Source organism: Oceanobacter mangrovi (assembly GCF_019740315.1).
Classification (GTDB): Bacteria; Pseudomonadota; Gammaproteobacteria; order Pseudomonadales; family Oceanobacteraceae; genus Oceanobacter; species Oceanobacter mangrovi.
The window spans coordinates 38,760-57,227 of record NZ_JAHXZR010000012.1 but is presented as its reverse complement, the minus strand read 5'-3'; the positions used below and the strand labels follow the sequence as shown (position 1 = coordinate 57,227).

At 56.0% G+C, this 18,468-nt stretch carries 15 protein-coding genes; 13 read left to right on the top strand and 2 right to left on the bottom strand.

Annotated features, from left to right (window positions below):
* Positions 1-95 precede the first annotated feature (95 nt).
* From K6123_RS20180 to K6123_RS20120, 13 genes are all read left to right on the top strand, one after another.
* Positions 96-1,094 (top strand): NAD(P)/FAD-dependent oxidoreductase, encoded by a 999-nt coding sequence (locus K6123_RS20180; RefSeq protein ID WP_221801063.1) that lies wholly within the window; start codon positions 96-98, stop codon positions 1,092-1,094.
* A gap of 22 nt (positions 1,095-1,116) precedes the next feature.
* Complete coding sequence (locus tag K6123_RS20175; RefSeq protein WP_221801061.1) at positions 1,117-1,503, top strand: sirohydrochlorin chelatase; 387 nt, start codon at positions 1,117-1,119, stop codon at positions 1,501-1,503.
* A gap of 296 nt (positions 1,504-1,799) precedes the next feature.
* Entirely contained in the window at positions 1,800-2,780 is a 981-nt protein-coding gene (locus tag K6123_RS20170; RefSeq protein ID WP_221801058.1) for a YbgA family protein, read from the top strand.
* Positions 2,781-2,790: 10 nt separating this feature from the next.
* Positions 2,791-3,738, top strand: a complete 948-nt coding sequence (locus K6123_RS20165) for a MerR family transcriptional regulator (protein WP_221801056.1) — start codon at positions 2,791-2,793, stop codon at positions 3,736-3,738.
* Complete coding sequence (gene phrB / locus K6123_RS20160; protein ID WP_221801054.1) at positions 3,725-5,215, top strand: deoxyribodipyrimidine photo-lyase; 1,491 nt, start codon at positions 3,725-3,727, stop codon at positions 5,213-5,215. Before K6123_RS20165 ends, phrB begins: the two co-directional genes overlap by 14 nt.
* Positions 5,212-5,682 (top strand): nuclear transport factor 2 family protein, encoded by a 471-nt coding sequence (locus tag K6123_RS20155; protein WP_221801052.1) that lies wholly within the window; start codon positions 5,212-5,214, stop codon positions 5,680-5,682. Before phrB ends, K6123_RS20155 begins: the two co-directional genes overlap by 4 nt.
* Positions 5,679-6,509 carry an SDR family NAD(P)-dependent oxidoreductase gene (locus K6123_RS20150; RefSeq protein ID WP_221801050.1) on the top strand — a complete coding sequence of 277 codons (831 nt, stop codon included), beginning with the start codon at positions 5,679-5,681 and terminating at the stop codon, positions 6,507-6,509. Before K6123_RS20155 ends, K6123_RS20150 begins: the two co-directional genes overlap by 4 nt.
* A complete protein-coding gene (locus tag K6123_RS20145) occupies positions 6,506-7,771 on the top strand; it encodes an NAD(P)/FAD-dependent oxidoreductase (protein WP_221801049.1) in 1,266 nt (421 codons plus the stop codon). Before K6123_RS20150 ends, K6123_RS20145 begins: the two co-directional genes overlap by 4 nt.
* Positions 7,771-8,841, top strand: coding sequence for a DUF1365 domain-containing protein (locus K6123_RS20140; RefSeq protein ID WP_221801047.1), 1,071 nt, complete (start codon positions 7,771-7,773; stop codon positions 8,839-8,841). The genes K6123_RS20145 and K6123_RS20140 overlap by 1 nt, the downstream gene beginning before the upstream one ends.
* Positions 8,841-10,124 (top strand): SAM-dependent methyltransferase, encoded by a 1,284-nt coding sequence (locus K6123_RS20135; protein WP_221801045.1) that lies wholly within the window; start codon positions 8,841-8,843, stop codon positions 10,122-10,124. The genes K6123_RS20140 and K6123_RS20135 overlap by 1 nt, the downstream gene beginning before the upstream one ends.
* The gene (locus tag K6123_RS20130; protein WP_221801043.1) at positions 10,102-10,656 is read left to right on the top strand and encodes a DUF2878 domain-containing protein; all 555 of its coding nucleotides are present in this window, start codon (positions 10,102-10,104) and stop codon (positions 10,654-10,656) included. Before K6123_RS20135 ends, K6123_RS20130 begins: the two co-directional genes overlap by 23 nt.
* Positions 10,657-10,687: 31 nt before the next feature.
* Positions 10,688-12,775, top strand: coding sequence for a TonB-dependent receptor plug domain-containing protein (locus K6123_RS20125; RefSeq protein WP_221801041.1), 2,088 nt, complete (start codon positions 10,688-10,690; stop codon positions 12,773-12,775).
* 254 nt (positions 12,776-13,029) lie between these two features.
* The gene (locus K6123_RS20120) at positions 13,030-13,992 is read left to right on the top strand and encodes a LysR family transcriptional regulator (protein WP_221801039.1); all 963 of its coding nucleotides are present in this window, start codon (positions 13,030-13,032) and stop codon (positions 13,990-13,992) included.
* A 116-nt stretch (positions 13,993-14,108) separates the two neighbouring features.
* On the opposite strand, the gene K6123_RS20115 is transcribed toward K6123_RS20120, so the two are convergent.
* Positions 14,109-15,338, bottom strand: coding sequence for a response regulator (locus K6123_RS20115; protein ID WP_221801037.1), 1,230 nt, complete (start codon positions 15,336-15,338; stop codon positions 14,109-14,111).
* 74 nt (positions 15,339-15,412) lie between these two features.
* Complete coding sequence (locus K6123_RS20110) at positions 15,413-17,953, bottom strand: LuxR C-terminal-related transcriptional regulator (protein ID WP_221801035.1); 2,541 nt, start codon at positions 17,951-17,953, stop codon at positions 15,413-15,415.
* Positions 17,954-18,468 lie beyond the last annotated feature (515 nt).

Here is an 18,468-nt window from a genome sequence, read left to right as displayed (position 1 = left end):
GATCAGTCAAAACATATACAATACATGTACAAAACAAAAAGCAATCGTACAATGCCAAAACTTGTACAAGACCTTTTCACAGCGAACGGAGCGTTATGGCAACTATAGCGATTATTGGCGCCGGTATGGCCGGACTGTCAGCCCTGCAAATCCTCGCAGCTGCAGGCCACCCAGTGACGGTATTCGAAAAAAGCCGTGGCAGTGGCGGCCGCATGGCCAGCAAAAAACTGCAACAGGACAGCTGGGACATGGGCGCCCAGTTTATGCGGGCCCACAGCCAGGAATTCGCCGACCAGCTGGCGCATTGGCAGCAACAAGGCATAGTGACTGAATGGCCGTTACAGGCGTGGCAAATTGATCAACACGGCCAGCGCCCCTCTGACGATAACGTCAAACGTTATGTTGCTTCACCGCGCATGACCGCGCTCAGCCGCCAGCTGCTGCAACCAGCCTGCGAATTCATCAGCCATTGCCGTATCATCCAGATCGAACAAACAGCCGCTGGCCAATGGACCCTCATTGATGAACAGCAGCAGCGCCACGGCCCCTACGACGGCGTGGTGATCGCCGTCCCGGCCGCCCAGGCAATCCCCTTGTTATCTTCAGCGCCCGAACTACAGCCCTATTGTGAACTGCCCATGTTGCCCTGCTGGATACTGCTGCTGGCATTTGACCAGCCGCTCGACACGCCGTTCGATGCCGCCTTTGTCAAACAGGGTCCGCTTGGCTGGATCGCCAGAAATAACAGCAAACCTGGCCGCGACCAACGTGAAAGCTGGGTGATTCAGGCCAACCATCAATGGAGTCTGCAACGACTCGATAGTGATCGCCATCAGATTCAACAGCAGCTGCAACAGGCATTTGCCGAGCTGGTTCAACCCACTGAACCGGCGCCAGCACAGGCCTGGCTGCACCGTTGGCTGTATGCCATCCCGGCCAGCCGCTCGCAGCAAGGCTGCCTGATCAACCACAATGGCAGGCTGGCGGTTGCTGGTGACTGGCTGCATTGGCCCAGCCTCGAAGGTGCCTGGCACAGTGGCAGGCTGGCAGCGTCCCGTCTGCTTGATACAATTGGTGTAGACAGCAATGACTGATCAGGCAGTTCAAGGGGTTCTCATGCACAACACGTCGACACAGGCCGCCACCATTTTGCTGGCCCATGGCAGCAGCGACCCCAACTGGGTGCTGCCGTTTGAAAGCCTGACCCAACGCATCCGCCATTCCATGGACAGCAGCCGGGTTGAGCTGGCCTATATGGAGCTCGCCTCCCCATCGCTGCAACAGCAAGTCGCCCAACTGGCCGAAGAAGGCTACAGCCGCATTGATATTCTGCCGCTATTTTTTGCGGCGGGCCGCCACTTGCGCAAGGACGTTCCACAGCAGCTGGAGGAGCTACAGCGTCAGCACATGGTGAAGCTGAAATTACATCCGCCCGTTGGGCTGGAACCGGAAGTGGCAGACGCGATCAGCGCGGTGGTGCTGCGATCCCTGACCCAGGCCTGATCCGGCCACAGTGCAGGCAAGACGCCTGCGCTCCCGCTTTCCCTGAATCTTCTTTTCGCCAGACGCCCGAGCCTGCGCGACGCCAGCCAATTGCACTGTCACCTGGATTCCAGAGCGAGTCTGGAATGACGTGTATTCACGTGCGTGAATACCCCATCCTCTCAATCCACCACTTATACAAAACAAGCCAATTCTTCTACAAATAAGATTTTTTGTATAAGTTTTAGCTTGACGAAACAACCTGTCCAGATCCAGACTAAATCCTATACAAGATATATTCAAAAGGTTGTACAGATATGGATACGGGTTCTCGCTCTCCCATCCGGATTGGTATCAGCTCCTGCTTGATGGGAGCACCAGTGCGTTTTAATGCTTCCCACAAACGTGACCGTTTCTGTACCGACGTGCTGTCGAAATATTTTGAGTTCGTACCACTTTGCCCGGAAATGGCCATCGGCCTGGGCACCCCGCGCCAGGCAATCCGGCTGGTCAGCGCCAATGCCGCCGATGATCAGGTGCGTGCATTGGGCTCCGACGATCCGACCCTCGACGTGACTGACCAGCTGACCCAATACGCCCGCCAGCAAGCCGATCAGTTAGAGGATCTGAGTGGCTACATCCTGATGCAGAAAAGCCCCAGCTGCGGTCTTTTTGGCGTCAAGCGCTACCTTCCCAATGGTCATTCGGAGGGGGTGACCAAGGGCGTCTTTGCACGCGAGTTCCAGGCTCGCCATCCGCTATTGCCGATGGAAGAAGCTGGCCGCCTGAACGATGACGGTCTGCGGGAAAACTTTATGGTGCGGGTTTATGCCTGGCACGAATGGCACGAGTTTCTGAAAACGCCCGTCAGCGCAGCCCGCTTGATCGACTTCCACAGCCGCTACAAATATCTGGTGATGGCTCACAGCCTGGTGCACTACAAAAGCATGGGGCAATTGCTGGCTCAGCCCGGCAAGAGCCAGGCAAAACTGGAGACCGTCGCGACCCGCTACTTTGAACAGCTGATGACGGCCCTGGCGAAACCCGCCAGCCGCAAGATGCACACCAATACCCTGATGCATTTGCAGGGGTATCTGAAAAACCTGTTGGCACCACTAGACAAGCAGGAACTCAGCGAGCTGATCGAGCAATACCGTACCGGCATCGTGCCATTAGTCGTGCCGCTGACGCTGTTAAAGCACCACCTCAACCATCATGAGGAAGCCAATTCCTATGCTCGCCAGCAGGTCTATCTGAATCCGCACCCGTATGAGCTGGGACTCAGGAACCGGGTCTGAGGTGGTCACCATGAAGAGTGCAGACAACCACCACGGCATTCCCAACGGCAGTTACCCGATTCGGGAGTTTGCTCGCCTAACGGGCGTTAACCCAGCCACGCTGCGCGCCTGGGAACGCCGTTACGGCATCATCAAACCGCTGCGGACACCGAAAGGCCATCGCTTCTATACCGATGACCACATCGAACGGGTCAAACACATCTTGCACTGGCTGGAGCAGGGCTATCCGATTCGTCATATCGATGGCCTGATCAGTAACCAGCCTGGCTGCGATGAAGAGAGCGACCAACCAGCCAGTTCCAGCAGCGGCTGGCTGCAACAGCAACAAGCGCTGTTGGCAGCACTGGAAGAACTCAACCCCAAACGCCTGCACGAGCTCTGGAACGAGGCCTTCGCCAACTACCCTATTGCCGTCTATTACCAGTTTTGCCTGCAGCCTGTGCGTCAGCGTCTGCGTACCGACAGTGCTGCCGAGCCTGGCCAGCCGCTGGGCTTACAGCTGTTCGAGCAGTTATTGAAGCAACGCTTGCTGTGCCTGATGCAACAGCAACAACAACATGCCGGCGCACCCTCACTGCTGCTGGCCACCAACCAGCCAGAAGGCGAGCTGGATGTGCTGTTACGCGCCTGTGCCATCGGTTCTGCCGGTTTACAGGCGGAATATTACGGCCCGGCTATTCGCCCGTCAGACGTTCGTCGCTTGCTGCAACTGCGCGACAGCAAGCAGTTCTGGTTACACCTGCTGCCAACCGACAAGCAGCAGCTGGATTGCTGGCAGCAGTGTATTGAAGGACTTGCCATACCCGTCTGGCTCAGCGGCACTTCCAGTCAGTTCGAACACTTGCTAGCTGACCCGCAACTGACCACCGAGGCCATCCAATGGGCCAACAGAGCTGTTCACCAACAGGTACACAACTATATTCTGAATTGTGGAGGCCAGCCGTATGAGCAGCTCTGACAGCCAACGTACTCACAACCAACGAACGCTGGTGTGGTTACGCACCGATCTCAGGAGTCGCGACAACCCGGCGCTCTGGCATGCCTGTCAGCAACCCGGCGAAGTGGTTGCCGTGTATTGCCATACCCAGGCACAGTGGCAGCAGCATGGCCTCGGTCCACGCAAGATCCGCTTGATGGAAAACGCAGTCGCCGAACTGCAGCAGCAACTGGCCCAACGGAATATTCCATTGCTGGTGCTACAGGCTGACGATTTCAGCAACAGCCTGACGCTGTTGCAGCAGCTGATTACAGAACTGCAGATTCAGCGGGTTTACTTCAACAACGAATATGAAGTGAACGAACGCAAACGCGACATCAACTTTTGTCGCTGGGCCAAACAGCAGCAGCTGGAAGTCTTGCGTTACCACGACCAGTGCCTGGTACCTCCCGGTGAAGTGCTGACCAAAACCGCCCAGCCATTTAAAGTCTACAGTCCGTTCCGACGTGCCTGGCTGCCATTGGCAGAACGCCTGTTAGAAGCACCATTGGCACAGCCTGCCAGCTCAAATCAGGTCAGCGCCAATCCAGCCGCTGAGCTGTCTGCCGAGCTGCAGCAACGTTTGTTATCACTGAGCATCGAAGCCGACCCACTCTGGGCCCATGATGAAGACAGTCTCCACCAGCAGCTTGAACGCTTTATTGACGAGCGGGCGGAAGACTACAAGGAACAACGTGACCTGCCAGCCGTCGCCGGAACCAGCCAGCTATCAACAGCACTGTCGATCGGCCTGTTATCCGTACGCCAGTGTATTTATGCAGCAGCACAGGCTAACAACGGCTTGCTGGCCGGTGGCAAGCGCGGCCTTGATAGCTGGGTTAACGAACTGACCTGGCGCGATTTCTATCGTCATTTACTGGTTGCCTTCCCTGCGCTCTGTAAACACCAGAACTTCAAACCCGACTACAACGGCGTGCGCTGGCGTGACAGCGACAGTGACTTTGCCGCCTGGTGTGAAGGCCGCACCGGCTACCCGATTGTCGATGCGGCCCAACGCCAGCTGCTGCAAACCGGCTGGATGCACAACCGCCTGCGGATGATCAGCGCCATGTTTCTGACCAAACACCTGCTGATCGACTGGCGCCGTGGCGAAGCCTTCTTTAACCAGCAGCTGGTCGATGCCGATCTGGCCTCCAATAACGGCGGCTGGCAATGGAGCGCCTCAACCGGAGCCGATGGTGCGCCCTATTTCCGCATTTTCAATCCCATCAGTCAGTCGGAAAAGTTTGATGCCGACGGCGAGTTTATCGCTCGTTATGTGCCGGAGCTGGCGCGCTTGCCGGGCCGCAGCCGCCATCAACCCAATGCGTTTGAACGTCAGCAATGTGGTTATCCTCAACCCGTCGTGGAGCAGAGCTTTGGCCGTCAGCGGGCGCTGGAAGCCTTTCGGGAACTAAAGGAAAGCGCGCCAGAACAACTGGCAGGAGCCTCACAATGATGCCCTCCTCTGCCGACACGATGGAATCCCGGTTGTCAGCCGAGCAGCGGCTGGCACTGGTCAGCGGCGTTTATAACCGCCTCAATGCCAACACCCTTGAAGATGGTCTGCTGAGCAGTCTGTATCACCCTGAGGCCGTATTTGAAGACCCGTTTCATCGGCTCGAAGGGCTTGAGGCGATCGAACACTACTTCGCCAGGCTTTACCGCTCGGTGCATTCGATCCGGTTCGACTACGGTCGCTTCTGGGCCGCCGACGAAAGCGATTTTCTGCGCTGGCAAATGCAGTTCAGTCATCCGGCTATCGCGGCGGGTAAAACCATTACCGTCGACGGCGGCACCGAGCTGCACTGGCAAGGCGACAAGGTCATTCAACATCACGACTTCTTTGATGGTGCCAGCATGCTTTACAACCATCTGCCGCTGCTTGGCTGGGCTCTTGGCAAGGTGCGGGAGCGCCTGTCATGAATACCTCACGCAAACTGAAAGTACCATGCAAGCTCAAAGTACCGTTGCAGCAACAGGTGATCTGGCTGGTAGGTGCCAGTTCGGGGATTGGCGAAGCGCTGGTGCAACAGCTGGCCGGATGCTGTGAGCAGCTGGTGATCAGCTCCCGCAATCATCACAAACTGGTGCAGCTGGCACGCCAGCACCCCGGCGTATCCGTGATTCCGGCGGATGTCACCGATCCGGATTCCATGAAGCAAGCTGCCGCCTTGATTGAGGAAATTTTTGGCCGCCTCGACTGCCTGCTGTTCAATGCCGGAACCTGTGAATATCTCAAGGTACAGCAGTTCGACAGCGAGCTGGTAAAGCGGGTCATGGATACCAACTTCAATGGTCTGGTAAACACCATCGAAGCCGGTCTGCCACTGCTGCGCCAGAGTCAGCGCGGTTATCTAATAGGTGTTAGTAGCAGTGTCACCTATCTGGCTCTGTCGAGAGCCGAAGCCTACGGCGCCAGCAAGGCCGCCATGACCTACCTGCTGGAATCACTGCGTGTCGACCTCGCCGACGAGCAGATTGATGTGTCGGTGGTGTCTCCGGGGTTCGTCAAAACACCGCTCACCGATCGCAACAACTTCCCGATGCCCATGTTGATCAGTGCCGGGCAGGCCGCCCGCACCATTGTTGACGCGCTGCCAGCCCGGCCACTGGAGATTCATTTCCCCAAACGCTTTACCTGGTTGCTGAAAATTCTTGGCAGCTTGCCAGCCCCGCTACGACTGGCACTGGCTCGTCGTATGACCAGCAAATCATCTCGACCAGCCAACTCACAGGAGCACCTGTCATGAGCAACAAGCCGTCTATCGCCATTGTTGGCGCAGGTATTTCCGGCCTGACCTGCGCCTGGCTATTGCGCCAGCAGTATGACGTCCACCTGTTCGAAGCCAATGATTATCTTGGTGGCCATACCCAGACCACTGACGTCGAAATCGACGGCCAGCTGTGGCCAGTCAATACCGGCTTTATCGTCTACAACGACTGGACCTACCCGAATTTCATCCGGCTGATGGAAACGCTTGGGGTCGCCACGGAAGCCTCGGACATGAGCTTCAGTGTCAGCTGCAAACAAACCGATATGGAATACAACGGCGCCAGTCTCAACAGCCTGTTTGCCAAACGCTGCAACCTGATCAACCCGGCGTTTCTGCGGATGGTGTGGGAAATCCTGCGCTTTAATCGCGAAACCCGCATCCAGCTGGCGGCCAATGCCATCGACGGCAGCCAGACGTTGGGCCAGTACCTGCAGCAACATAACTATGGCGATTATTTCCGGCGCTATTACATCATCCCCATGGGCGCGGCGATCTGGTCTGCCAGTGAAACCATGATGATGAATTTCCCGGTCCACTTCTTTTTACAGTTCTTCAATAACCACGGCTTGCTGAGCGTGAGTGAACGCCCCCAGTGGCGAGTGATTTCCGGTGGTTCACGCAGCTATGTCGAACGCATTGTCGCCGACCTGCCTGCTGGTCAGGTGCATAGCAACAGCCCAGTAACTCGAATCGAGCGGGATGAAACAGGCGTTAGCCTGACAGTCAATGGCCAGCAACAGCGCTTCGATCAGCTGGTGCTGGCCTGTCACAGTGATCAGGCCCTGTCGATGCTGGCCAATCCCAGCCAGGCCGAACAACAAATTCTGGCCGCCATTCCCTATCAGGACAACGAAGTGGTGCTGCATACCGATGTGCGGCTGCTACCACAACGGCAGTCAGCCTGGGCCAGCTGGAACTACCACATCGACCCCGGCGAACGTGAGACGGTAGCGGTGACCTACCATATGAACCGGCTGCAAAACTATCAGCAGGCACCACAACAGTTTTGCGTCACGCTTAATCGCAGCAGCGCCATTGATCCGCAGAAGATTATTCGCAAGTTCCGTTATGCCCACCCGGTGTTCACCCTCGATGGCATGGCAGCCCAGCAGCGCCATCATGAAATCAGTGGCCTCAACCGCACCCACTTTGCCGGTGCCTACTGGTTTAACGGTTTCCATGAAGACGGCGTTAATTCCGCTCTCCGGGTGTGCAAGGCATTGGGAGTGAACTTCTGATGGTCGGCTTCCGCAGCCAGGAATTCTCCGGCAACAGTGCCATTTATGAAGGCTGGGTGCGCCATCGGCGTTTCAGGCAGACCAGTCACCGGCTGGATTACAAGGTCTTTATGATGTTGCTAGACCTCGATGAGGTCGACGCCGTGATGGCTCTGCATCCGCTCTGGAGAGCCAACACCAACAGCCGGTTGGCCCGACTGGCACCGGCACGGTTCGACAGCGAGGATTATTTCGCTGCCCAACAAACCGTCGCAGCGATGAAGCGCGCCCTGATACGGGCCTTTGCAGATGAAGCCAGGCTGGAAGTTTGCCGTATCGAAGTACTCACCAACCTGCGTTATTTCGGTTTTATTATTAATCCGCTGAGCTTCTATTTTGGCTACGACCGCCATGGCCGTTGTGTCGGCATGCTGGGAGAAGTCACCAATACGCCGTGGCAAGAGCGCTTTCACTACAATCTGGTATTTGAGCAGCCTGCCACCGATAACCCGAACGCGGGGTCGTCAGCAGCCTGCTCCGCACGGGCCGCTTGTTCTGAGTACGACGGCAATCCCGAACGAGCGATTTATCCCGAACGAGTGCTCGAGAGCGGTCAGAGTCAACGCTTTCAGTTTCTCTTCGACAAGGCCTTTCACGTGTCGCCCTTCAACCCGCTTCAGCAGCAATATCGCTGGACCATTAACCATCCGCAACAGATCAATGGCAGCCGTCTGAGCAGCCATATGGAAGTCCTGCAAGACGGCCAGCGCGTCATGGATGCCACCATGAAACTACAACGCCAGCCGATCAGCCGGGCAGCACTGGGGCGCATTTTATGGCGCTATCCCGTCATGACCGCTCAGGTAGCTATCGGCATTTACTGGCATGCGGCCAGGCTCTGGCTGCTCAAGCACTGCCCATACGTGCCGCATCCACATAACGACCCGGAACAGCAGCATCGCGAGCAGTTGGCGGGCCAGCAAAGCGCCTGCACACACAGCCATACAAACGCGCATGCAAACGACCGCAAGAACAACTGTGTTCATCCACATTCAGCCAGCCGCCAAACGTCTTCTGAAGGAGTCCGCTGATGAAAAGCCTCACCAACCCCACCGACATTCGCTGGATTGACCGGGTCTGCCGTGACGCCCTGTGTCAGCGACTGGAACAGATTCAGCGTGGCTACATCACCATTCGGGAACAGGGCCAGACCCGCACCTTCGGTGACCCGGCCAGCCCGCTGCGCGCCTGCATCACAGTTCACGATGCTGAAGCCTGGCGCACCATTGCACTGAATGGCAGCGTTGGCTCCGGTGATGCCTACATGACCGGTGACTACAGCGTGGATAACCTGCCTGCGCTGATCCGTATTTTCTGTCGCAACAAGGATGTGCTCGACCGTATCGACAGCGGCTGGGCCAGTCTTGGTAAACGGCTGCTGCAGGGCTGGAACTACTTCCATCGCAATACCGAAAAGGGCTCGCGCCGTAACATTGCTGCCCACTACGACCTCGGCAATGAGATGTTCCGGTTGTTCCTTGATCCGACCCTGATGTATTCCAGTGCGATTTTTCCGACCAAGGAAACCAGCCTGGAACAGGCATCCTTGTTCAAACTCGACCGCATTTGCCAGAAGCTACAGCTGACACCGGATGATCATCTGATCGAAATTGGCACCGGCTGGGGCAGCATGGCGATCCATGCTGCCCGTCATTACGGCTGCCGGGTCACCACCACGACCATATCCGAACAGCAATATCAGCTGGCCCAACAACGCATTGCAGAAGCCGGTTTGACTGACCGCATCACATTGCTGAAACAGGACTATCGCCAGTTAGAGGGAAAATTCGACAAACTGGTATCGGTGGAAATGATTGAGGCCGTTGGCCACCAGTATCTGAACACCTATTTCCAGACCATCAGCAAGTTGCTGAAGCCTGATGGCATCGCCCTGATTCAGGCCATTACCATTGATGACTGGCGCTACCAACAGGCCAAAAACAGCGTCGACTTTATCAAGCGTTACATTTTCCCCGGCGGCTTCCTGCCCAGTGTGACCGCGATCCAGAACGCCATGCTCAGTGCCGGCGACCTGAAAACCATTCATCTTGAAGACATTGGTACTCACTACGCCGAAACCCTGCGTCGCTGGCGCAAGGATTTTCTCGCCAGCCGCGATGCCATTCGCAAGCAAGGCTATGACGAGACGTTCTACCGGCTGTGGGATTTCTATTTTGCCTATTGTGAAGGCGGCTTTGACGAGCGCGTCATCAGCACAGTGCAGATGGTATTTGCCAAGCCGGACAACCAGCGCGACGTTTTGCTGGGTCAGCTGGCAAATCCAGCCAACCATGATTCCGCAACGGCCCAATAATCCAATGAACCGGCAGCGAATCCATTTGCTGATCAATCTGGCCTTGTTCCAGCTGGTCTGGTTCGCCTGCATTTTCGGCGGCAACCTGGCCGCCGTGCTGATGACACCACTGCTGCTGGGCTGGCATCTGCGACAGCTCAAACCACGCGAGTGGCCGCTGTTGCTGCTGTTCACAGGCGGTGGCGCTTTACTCGATTCACTGTTATTGGCCAGTGGCCAACTCAGGCTGGCTGGTGCTTCAACGGATTGGTGGCCACACTGGTTACTGCCTTACTGGCTGCTGCTGTTGTGGCTGGCGTTTGCCACCACCTTGCTGCATTCGCTGGCCTGGTTGATGCAACGGCCGTTGGTCGCCAGTCTCGCAGCGGCAGTCTTTGCGCCGCTGAGTTACTGGAGTGGTGCCCAGCTCAGCGGTGCCAGTATCAGCCCGGCCGGGTTGGCTATCATCGCCTTGCAGTGGACACTGCTGATCGCGCTGACCAGCCGAATCATTGCCCGAATGTCATGGTTCTCCCACAAGCCCGCGTTATGATAAGCGCGATAACAGCAACAGGATTTCAGGGATGAATTATTGCAAGCTCTTGCGCGCCAGTGTCCGATACACCGGTTCGTTTTTATCACTGACAGGCAGTATGACGGTATTGGCAGACATCAGCGCTGAAGGCGATAGCGCCAGTGTCACCGCCGCTGCCGATAATATCGAGGTGGTTGAAGTACTGGGCGTCCAGCAATCTCTCGATGTGGTAAAAACCGAACGCCTGTTGAAAGTCCCCGGCGCCGGTAACGATCCGCTGCGCGCGCTGACCAGCCTGCCCGGTGTGGTGTTCAGTTCGGCACAGAATCCGGAACCGGCCATTCGTGGTTCATCGCCGGAAGACAATGCCTATTACGTCGACTTTTTCCCGGTTGGTTACCTGTTCCACAGCGATTCCACCAGCATTATCAACGACAACATAGTGGAAGGATTCACGCTGGAAGCCGCGGCTTTTGGGCCGCAGTACAATGGCTCCACCGGCGCCGTGATCGATGTGACTTCCAGATCGGTGGATTTTGGTAACCGCCAACGGGTCATCGACCTGAGCTTTTTGCGGGCCGGATTTTTTATCGAACAGCCAACCGGCGACAACCAGGGCTTTTACCTGTCCGGCCGCCAGAGCCTGTTTCAGTACTACATTGAAAACCTGCTCGACGACGAAGATTTCCAATTCACCACCATTCCCGAATATTACGATTATCAGGGTAAATACCAGATTGATCTGGGCGCTAACGAGACGCTGGCGCTGAATCTGATTGGTGCCCGCGACAAGGCTGGCCTGGTGTTCGATGAAGACTCAGATTACGTCGCCCAGGACCCGGCCCTGAGTGGCGGCATCAGCTTCGAAAGTATCTTTAATCATCAAAGCCTGTTGTGGGACAAAATCCATAACAACGGTGTCCAGCAAACGATTGGCCTGTCACAGCTCGAACGCAAGATGCAGTTTGTGCTCGGTACTGACAGTCACATCGACATCAAGGTCAATGACTATACCTTGCGCAGTCAGTTCAGCCTGCCACTCGGTCACGAACACCAGCTGCAAACCGGGCTCGAATACGGCGAAAGCCATTTTGCCGTCAACGGCCAATATGCCGGGCCACCGTGTGACGAATTCCAGCCGGACTGCCGACTGGTGGATGGCGATGAAATCATCAGCAGCCAGCAGCGGGTTACCGTACGTGAATACAACTGGCACCTGGCCGACAACTGGTATGTCGCAGAGGACTGGTTGCTACAGCCTGGAGCACTGATTTCGGTCGATAATTACACCGAAGAATGGTTTGTTGAGCCCAAATTTAATGCCAGCTGGAACGTCGTGCCGTTCTGGAAACTCAGCGCAGGTTACGGTCGTTATCACGACTTCCCCGATAACTTTGGCCAATACGCCGAAGACTTTGGCAACCCGGACCTCAAGTTGCCGACCGCTACGCACTATGAGCTGGGGGTGGAACATGAACTGCGCGAAGACCTGCTGGTGCGACTGGAAGGCTATTACAAGACCATGCAGCGCATCGTGGTTTCCCGCCCTTCCAGCGCCAACTACCCGGATCTGGATACGGTGGAATACAGCAGTCTGCCACGCTATTTCAACGGTGCCGAAGGCCAGGCCTGGGGGATGGAATTATTCATCAACAAGGATCTGTCGAACGACTGGTACGGCTGGGCCTCTTTTGCCTATTCCCGTACCCAGCGCACCAACCAGCTGACCGGCGAAGACTTTCGTTACGCCTACGACCAACCGGTGGTCATTAATCTGGTGGCCGGGTACGAAATGTCAGACAGTCTCAGTTTTGGTTTGAAGTGGCGTTTCCAGAGCGGTCAGCTGATTACGCCACTGGAGAGCGTTGAACAGGATCAGGATGATCCCACTCTCTACAACCCGATTTACGGCGATCTCAATTCCGAGCGGCTGCCCGCCTATCACTCACTCGACGCTCGTATGGACAAGCGTTTTTACGTCAGTGGCTCCGAGCTGACGCTGTACGTCGAGGCCCTTAATTTGTATGCCCATCGCAATGTGGTGGGTTATGAATACAAGAATGCAGACTACAGCCAGCGCGAGGAAGTGACAGATTTACCAACAATTGTTGCACTGGGACTAAAGATCGACCTCTGAGCAGTATTAGCAGCAGTCACTCAACACGATCAAATGGCCGCTGGTCGCCAGTTCAGACTGGCGACCATAAATAGCGCTACAACCTGCATGGTTATTGACCCTGATGGTTATTCCGAAAAAACCTTACGATTTATTCGAAGCTTTCATTCTGAACAATCGTTTCAATAAAGCTTCAATTGTTCCAAAAAATATGGCAAATTAAATCCCGTCATTGTTCACGTATGCGGATCAGTCCGCCGGATCAGGAGTTCAACATGCAGATAGGCAAGCGCGAAGAGTTCGACCTGAATGAAATGGCGATCTTCGTTCACGTAGTCGAAGCCGGCAGCTTTACTGGTGCCGCCAGAAACCTCGGACTGCCGAAGTCGACTGTCAGCCGCAAGATTACCCAGCTGGAAGAGCGTCTTGGCGTGCGGCTGATTCAGCGTACCACCCGCAGCCTGCGTCTGACCGATACCGGCAATGCCTATTATGGCCACTGTTCCCGCATTCTCAGCGAAATTGAAGAAGCCAATATCGCGGTCACCCAGATGCAAACCACTCCAACCGGCACCTTGCGAATTACCGCCCCGGTGCTGTTTGGTTCAACGGTACTGGCGAGCCTGATTGCCGAATTTATGGATCTGCATCCACAGCTGAACATCGATCTGGTGCTGTCTGACCAGATGCTCGATCTGGTGCAGGAAGGTATCGACATTGCGTTCCGTATTGGCCAGCTGGAAGACTCTTCCCTGATCGGCCGTTACCTGGGTGATGTAGGCGTGATCACCTGCGCCAGCCCGGAGTATCTGCGTCGTTTCGGTACTCCGAAACATCCCGACGAATTTGCCAACCACCGTTTGATTACCGCATCACGCTGGTTGCAATGGAATATGACTGACCCGGATGGTTCCGAACTGTCGATCCAAATCAAACCCAAACTGCAGGCCAATGACTTTGCGTCACTGTACGCACTGACATTGTCGGGTTCTGGTATTGCGCCACTGCCAGCCCTGATTGCTGCACCGGCTATTCATGCGGGTGAACTGGTGCCTGTGTGCTCCGAATTCCCGTTTGAAGCCAACCCGATTCATGCGCTGTACCCAAGCAACCGTCACCTGTCTGCCAAGGTACGCAGTTTTGTGGAATTTGTGATTGATTCGATTCGGCCGAATCCACCCTGGGAAGTTGAGCTGCCTGGTGCTGCCGAGGCCCAGCAGTCACCGGTATTGAACTAGGTCGTTTCAGCCGGAGCACTCTAGTCAGCGCCTGCACTAGCCAGCAGCCGAAATGACCAGCAACGAAAGTGTCCAACTCCTGCAAGACCCTCAAATCCTGACTGGTGAATACCGGCTCAGGATTTTGCCTTTTTATCCTCGCCATTCGATAACTTGTCGTCGCTGCCACTGGGCAGTAACGCCAGCAGCTTATACAGCTCACTGGTATCGCCCTGTTTTGCAAGGCCCGCGTCAATACGCTCCAGCAGGTGGCACAGACCATCGTCAATCCGTAAACCCTGATTGAAAATACTGCCGGTGTCGGCAATACCCTTCTCCATGATTCCCTGAATTGCCCGTTCCTGAAACTCATCCATGCCGAGAAACTGCACCGTGCTTTCAATGCCTTCGGCCATTTCATCAACCACCGCCGCAATATCCCGCATGACGGTCTGATAAGACTCATCGACGTTTTTCATCATATGTCGCAAGGTGTCTGCCAGCCGTTTCACCACCTGGCTCTCCAGCTCCAGTGACGCCAGGTTATCCAATGCCTGAATCCGGGCGTGAGCCCCCTGCAACAGCGAAAAGACGTTATCCTTGATGGCGCCGTACTTCTTTTCATCATGGATCGGCATGTTTTTCACCAGCAGTGAGACATCGCCATAATTCATGATCGACCGTTTGCCAAAATCGACATAGCGGCCCTGATCACGACACTCCATCAGCAAAGTCGATTCCAGCTCTTTCGACATGCCGTTGGCTTCCATATTTTTGACCTGCTGGCGACCTCGCAATTGCAGGCTGCAGTTAAGACCGTAGTTATTGAGCGCCTGAAACAGCCGCATCCCGAGCTCATCGAGATTGTCGCAGTTATGCACGTCGAGCAGGAACTGCACATTCACCCCCAGATCGGAGGTATCCGACATGGCGATGAAGGCCATTTCATTGGCTTGCTTGAGCTGTAATTTGAGTTGGTCGTTGGCGACCTTGTTGAATAACACCCGATCAAGCCGCACCAGCAATTCCTGCTGGCTGTGCTGGTCTTCCTTCAGGATATAATCGTCGCAACCGGCTTCGTAGGCTTCCATCCGGTATTGCAGCGAATCGGCCCCGCTGGCCAGCCACACCAGTGGAATATCCGCACTGTCGCCGGCGTCCTTGAGTTTTTTACAGGCGGCCAGAATCTGTTCAGGACCCAGACTGTCCATATCCAGCAACACCAGTTTGAAATGCTCCAGCAGCGGATGCTGCAGAATCGCCTCGACGGAATCAAAGCAATCCAGCTCGTAAAAGCCCTCCAGAGCGTCCCGGATTGGCCCAGGTTTTCCATATGACAACATCAGTGCCGGATATACTGTTCTCATTATCTAATCCGTTGACTCAGGCTTTACCATTTAAGGTCTAGACGATAAGCCGCCAGCTTGCCACTCCTAAAAGCCTACAAAAGCAGCATTTCCCTCGCTTTGCGGATCGCCTGGGTGCGATTGCTGACGCCCAACTTGACGTTAATCTTGCGGGCGTGACTCTTTACAGTATGCAGAGATATATACAACTGGGCAGCAATCTCCTGATTCGAGCAACCCTCCGCAATCTTGCGCAGCACATCATGCTCCCGCTCACTGAGCTGGATGCGGGTGCTGTCTGGTAGCGGAAATTCCGCCGCTGGGCCATTGCTGTAAATCTCCGGCATCCAGGCCTGAAACTGCATGCTGACGCCTTCTGAGCGCAATAAGTGCGACATTTTGGAGAAGATAAACTGGCTTTCGGCGATCTGGTTCTTGCCCCGCAATGCAGCCGCCTTGACCAGCTGAATCAGCAGCTTGATCATCGGGCTGGAATGACAACGCAGCCATTCATCAATATCGGCCATACATTCGTCAAAACGCCCGCAAACCAGATTTAGCCGCGCCAGCGTTGCCGCCACAAAGTCCGGCAACATGGGAAAGATTTCAGTGCGTGGCAACTGGCCAACCGTTTTGCCCGCCAGAATGGTGTCGAGGGCATCCTGCGCCCGATTATATTTTTGCTGGAAAATCCAGATATTGGCTTTCACCAACAACAGCCAGCTGTAGACGTCGGAATCCACTCCCCAGCTTTGCAGCAAACGCTCGACATCGTCCACTGCATCCAGCGCACTGCCAGCCTGCCCCCGAGCTGCCAGTTCCATCGCCCGCAAACCATAGCCGTAGGTGATCAGTACATCGCCAGACTGGCTGCATAAATGAATGCCACGATCCAGCAGCGGCATCAGCTGATCGTGGCCCGCGCCGGTAATCCACAACAGAAACCCGCGATACAGGCACAGCCGCCCAAGCGGCATCGCCGACTGTTGTTCCGGCAGGCTTTCCAGCAGCACCATGCCACTGTCGACCAGCCCGAGGCTGAATTCCAGATGGCCACGGTGCAACTCAATACGGGCCTGATCAAACAATGCCAGCGCTTCCAGTGTCAGACTGCCGTACTGTCGGGAGATGCCCGCCGCAGTGCGGTTCCAGGCGCGGGCATTATCGAGATCGGTTTCGGCCAGCGCCAGATAGGTCAATGTGCTGCTAAGCAGAAAACGTACGCTGTAACGATCGGATGGCAAGCCTTCCAGTGCCCTCACACACAGCGCTGTAGCACTGCGATTCTGGCCTTTCAGACGCGCCAGATACCCTTGCAGGGCATCCAGCTCCAGCTCGTCCAGCGCCCGCCGTTGGGATAAATGGCGAATCAGTGATTCTGCCCGCCGCAGCCGGTAGGTTAATAACCAGGCCCAGCAGGCCAGCTGCATCAATCTGGGCGACTGTCGTAGCACCGCATCACCGGCGAGATCACACCAGGCCACCAGCCGGGCGATATCCAGACTGGCCAGCAACGATTCCGCATGAGCTTCCACCCAGGAAGCCAGTTCTTCATGCAGTTGGGCTTTCTGGGCATGTTCCAGTGCCCGCACCGGCTGACGTCGACGGCTGTACCAGCGAAATGCCTGCTGGTGCCATTGTTCGGCCTGGTATTCCGACACCGTCGAGCGAATCAGCTCCACCATCGCCGGTTCGACCACCACCCAGTTGAGTTTGTCGGCCGGACTGAAAATGCCCTGTCGCACCAGTTCAGCAATGGCTTCCAGGCAGGAACTTTGATTCAGATCGGACAACAGGCCTTCACTACACTGCCCCAGTACCGCCGCCTGCTGGGCCAGCAAACGCTGTTCAGCCGACAAGCCACTGGCCACTTCAGTGTGCCAATAATCCTGCAATTCGAAATTGGCCAGCCCTGCCGGAATGGTTGCACACTGCCCCAGCGAGCGCAGACAAGCCGACCAGATCCCCAGCGCTGCAGGCCAGCCCGAGAAGCGTTGCTGCAGCTGTGGCGCCAGTATTTCCAGCCGATCGGCACTTTGCAGCGCCAGCCATTGCTGTAGCTCCGAGTCGTTAAAGGTCAGCTGACGAATGCCCAGTCGTTCGACCTCATCACTCAGGTTCACTGCAGCGGCCCCGCACGGCATTTCGCGGCTGGCAACCGCCAGCTGAATCGCTGGCGGCCCCAGTGCAATCAGGTTTGCCAACAGCTGCCAGCCAGCAGTATCCAGATAATGGGCGTCGTCAATAAACAGCCACAGCCGTTGACCGCTGCGATTCCACTCCGCTGCCCAGCTGGCAATAACCTTGACCGGCTCCGGCTCACCCGCGAGCGCGGTCGCAGCCAGCTCAAGTGCAGCTCTGGAGCCATCAGCATGTAGCAACAGCGCCAGCAGCTGCTGGTCGGTGTCGCCAGGGTGACAATTGATCCAGCTACAAGGCAAACCCTGTGTCTGCTGTTGCAGTAATAACTGGTGTAAATACTGACTTTTACCAAAACCGGCGGGAGCCTGAATCCAGCGCACAGACGAGCGACTGCCGCCCAGTTGACGGGGGATAGAACAGGAAGGAGAGACCGGCAAGCGCTTGCGAGCCGACAGACCAGTCAGATTCAGATAATCAACAGCAGTGCCGGACATTGTTTTGGTAATTTTCCCAGGCCCCTGACGGAATCATCAGGCTACCCACAGGTGCGGAAAATTCAAAGTCCGGTAACGGGCTGTATACAATCATGTACGTTTTGACACATGCTTTTTGACAGAGCTGACTTATTAATCAAAGTGAAAAATAAAATCTGGCGCAAACGGTCTGACGATCGGTCAGAAGAAGGGCAGCCAACTAAACAGCAGACTGACGGAGCAGGCTGCAGAACGGACGTTCCGCAGCCTGGGGGCATCTATTTAATCCTGCACAGCTCTGCGCGAGTGTTGCCGGTGTTCAGGGAAAGGCGGCGAATGCAGCGAAATGACCAGTCCTTTTCAAATTCGCCAACACCGCCATGGACGGCGGCAACCCGCGCCCTGCGGGGGCTGCCGGATGATTCCGACTCAGTGTCGCCGGTTATTGACGTAACCCCTGTCTTTTTCGGAGAGAGGGCCTGCAAACCGGCTTCGGGATTCGAAACCATCCGGAAGCCCAGAGCGGGCACCGGATT

Coding starts and splice junctions, on each gene's coding strand:
- K6123_RS20180 (WP_221801063.1), top strand. CDS start 96: ATGGCAACTATAGCGATTATTGGCGCCGGTATGGCCGGACTGTCAGCC.
- K6123_RS20175 (WP_221801061.1), top strand. CDS start 1,117: ATGCACAACACGTCGACACAGGCCGCCACCATTTTGCTGGCCCATGGC.
- K6123_RS20170 (WP_221801058.1), top strand. CDS start 1,800: ATGGATACGGGTTCTCGCTCTCCCATCCGGATTGGTATCAGCTCCTGC.
- K6123_RS20165 (WP_221801056.1), top strand. CDS start 2,791: ATGAAGAGTGCAGACAACCACCACGGCATTCCCAACGGCAGTTACCCG.
- phrB (WP_221801054.1), top strand. CDS start 3,725: ATGAGCAGCTCTGACAGCCAACGTACTCACAACCAACGAACGCTGGTG.
- K6123_RS20155 (WP_221801052.1), top strand. CDS start 5,212: ATGATGCCCTCCTCTGCCGACACGATGGAATCCCGGTTGTCAGCCGAG.
- K6123_RS20150 (WP_221801050.1), top strand. CDS start 5,679: ATGAATACCTCACGCAAACTGAAAGTACCATGCAAGCTCAAAGTACCG.
- K6123_RS20145 (WP_221801049.1), top strand. CDS start 6,506: ATGAGCAACAAGCCGTCTATCGCCATTGTTGGCGCAGGTATTTCCGGC.
- K6123_RS20140 (WP_221801047.1), top strand. CDS start 7,771: ATGGTCGGCTTCCGCAGCCAGGAATTCTCCGGCAACAGTGCCATTTAT.
- K6123_RS20135 (WP_221801045.1), top strand. CDS start 8,841: ATGAAAAGCCTCACCAACCCCACCGACATTCGCTGGATTGACCGGGTC.
- K6123_RS20130 (WP_221801043.1), top strand. CDS start 10,102: ATGATTCCGCAACGGCCCAATAATCCAATGAACCGGCAGCGAATCCAT.
- K6123_RS20125 (WP_221801041.1), top strand. CDS start 10,688: ATGAATTATTGCAAGCTCTTGCGCGCCAGTGTCCGATACACCGGTTCG.
- K6123_RS20120 (WP_221801039.1), top strand. CDS start 13,030: ATGCAGATAGGCAAGCGCGAAGAGTTCGACCTGAATGAAATGGCGATC.
- K6123_RS20115 (WP_221801037.1), bottom strand. CDS start 15,338: ATGAGAACAGTATATCCGGCACTGATGTTGTCATATGGAAAACCTGGG.
- K6123_RS20110 (WP_221801035.1), bottom strand. CDS start 17,953: ATGTCCGGCACTGCTGTTGATTATCTGAATCTGACTGGTCTGTCGGCT.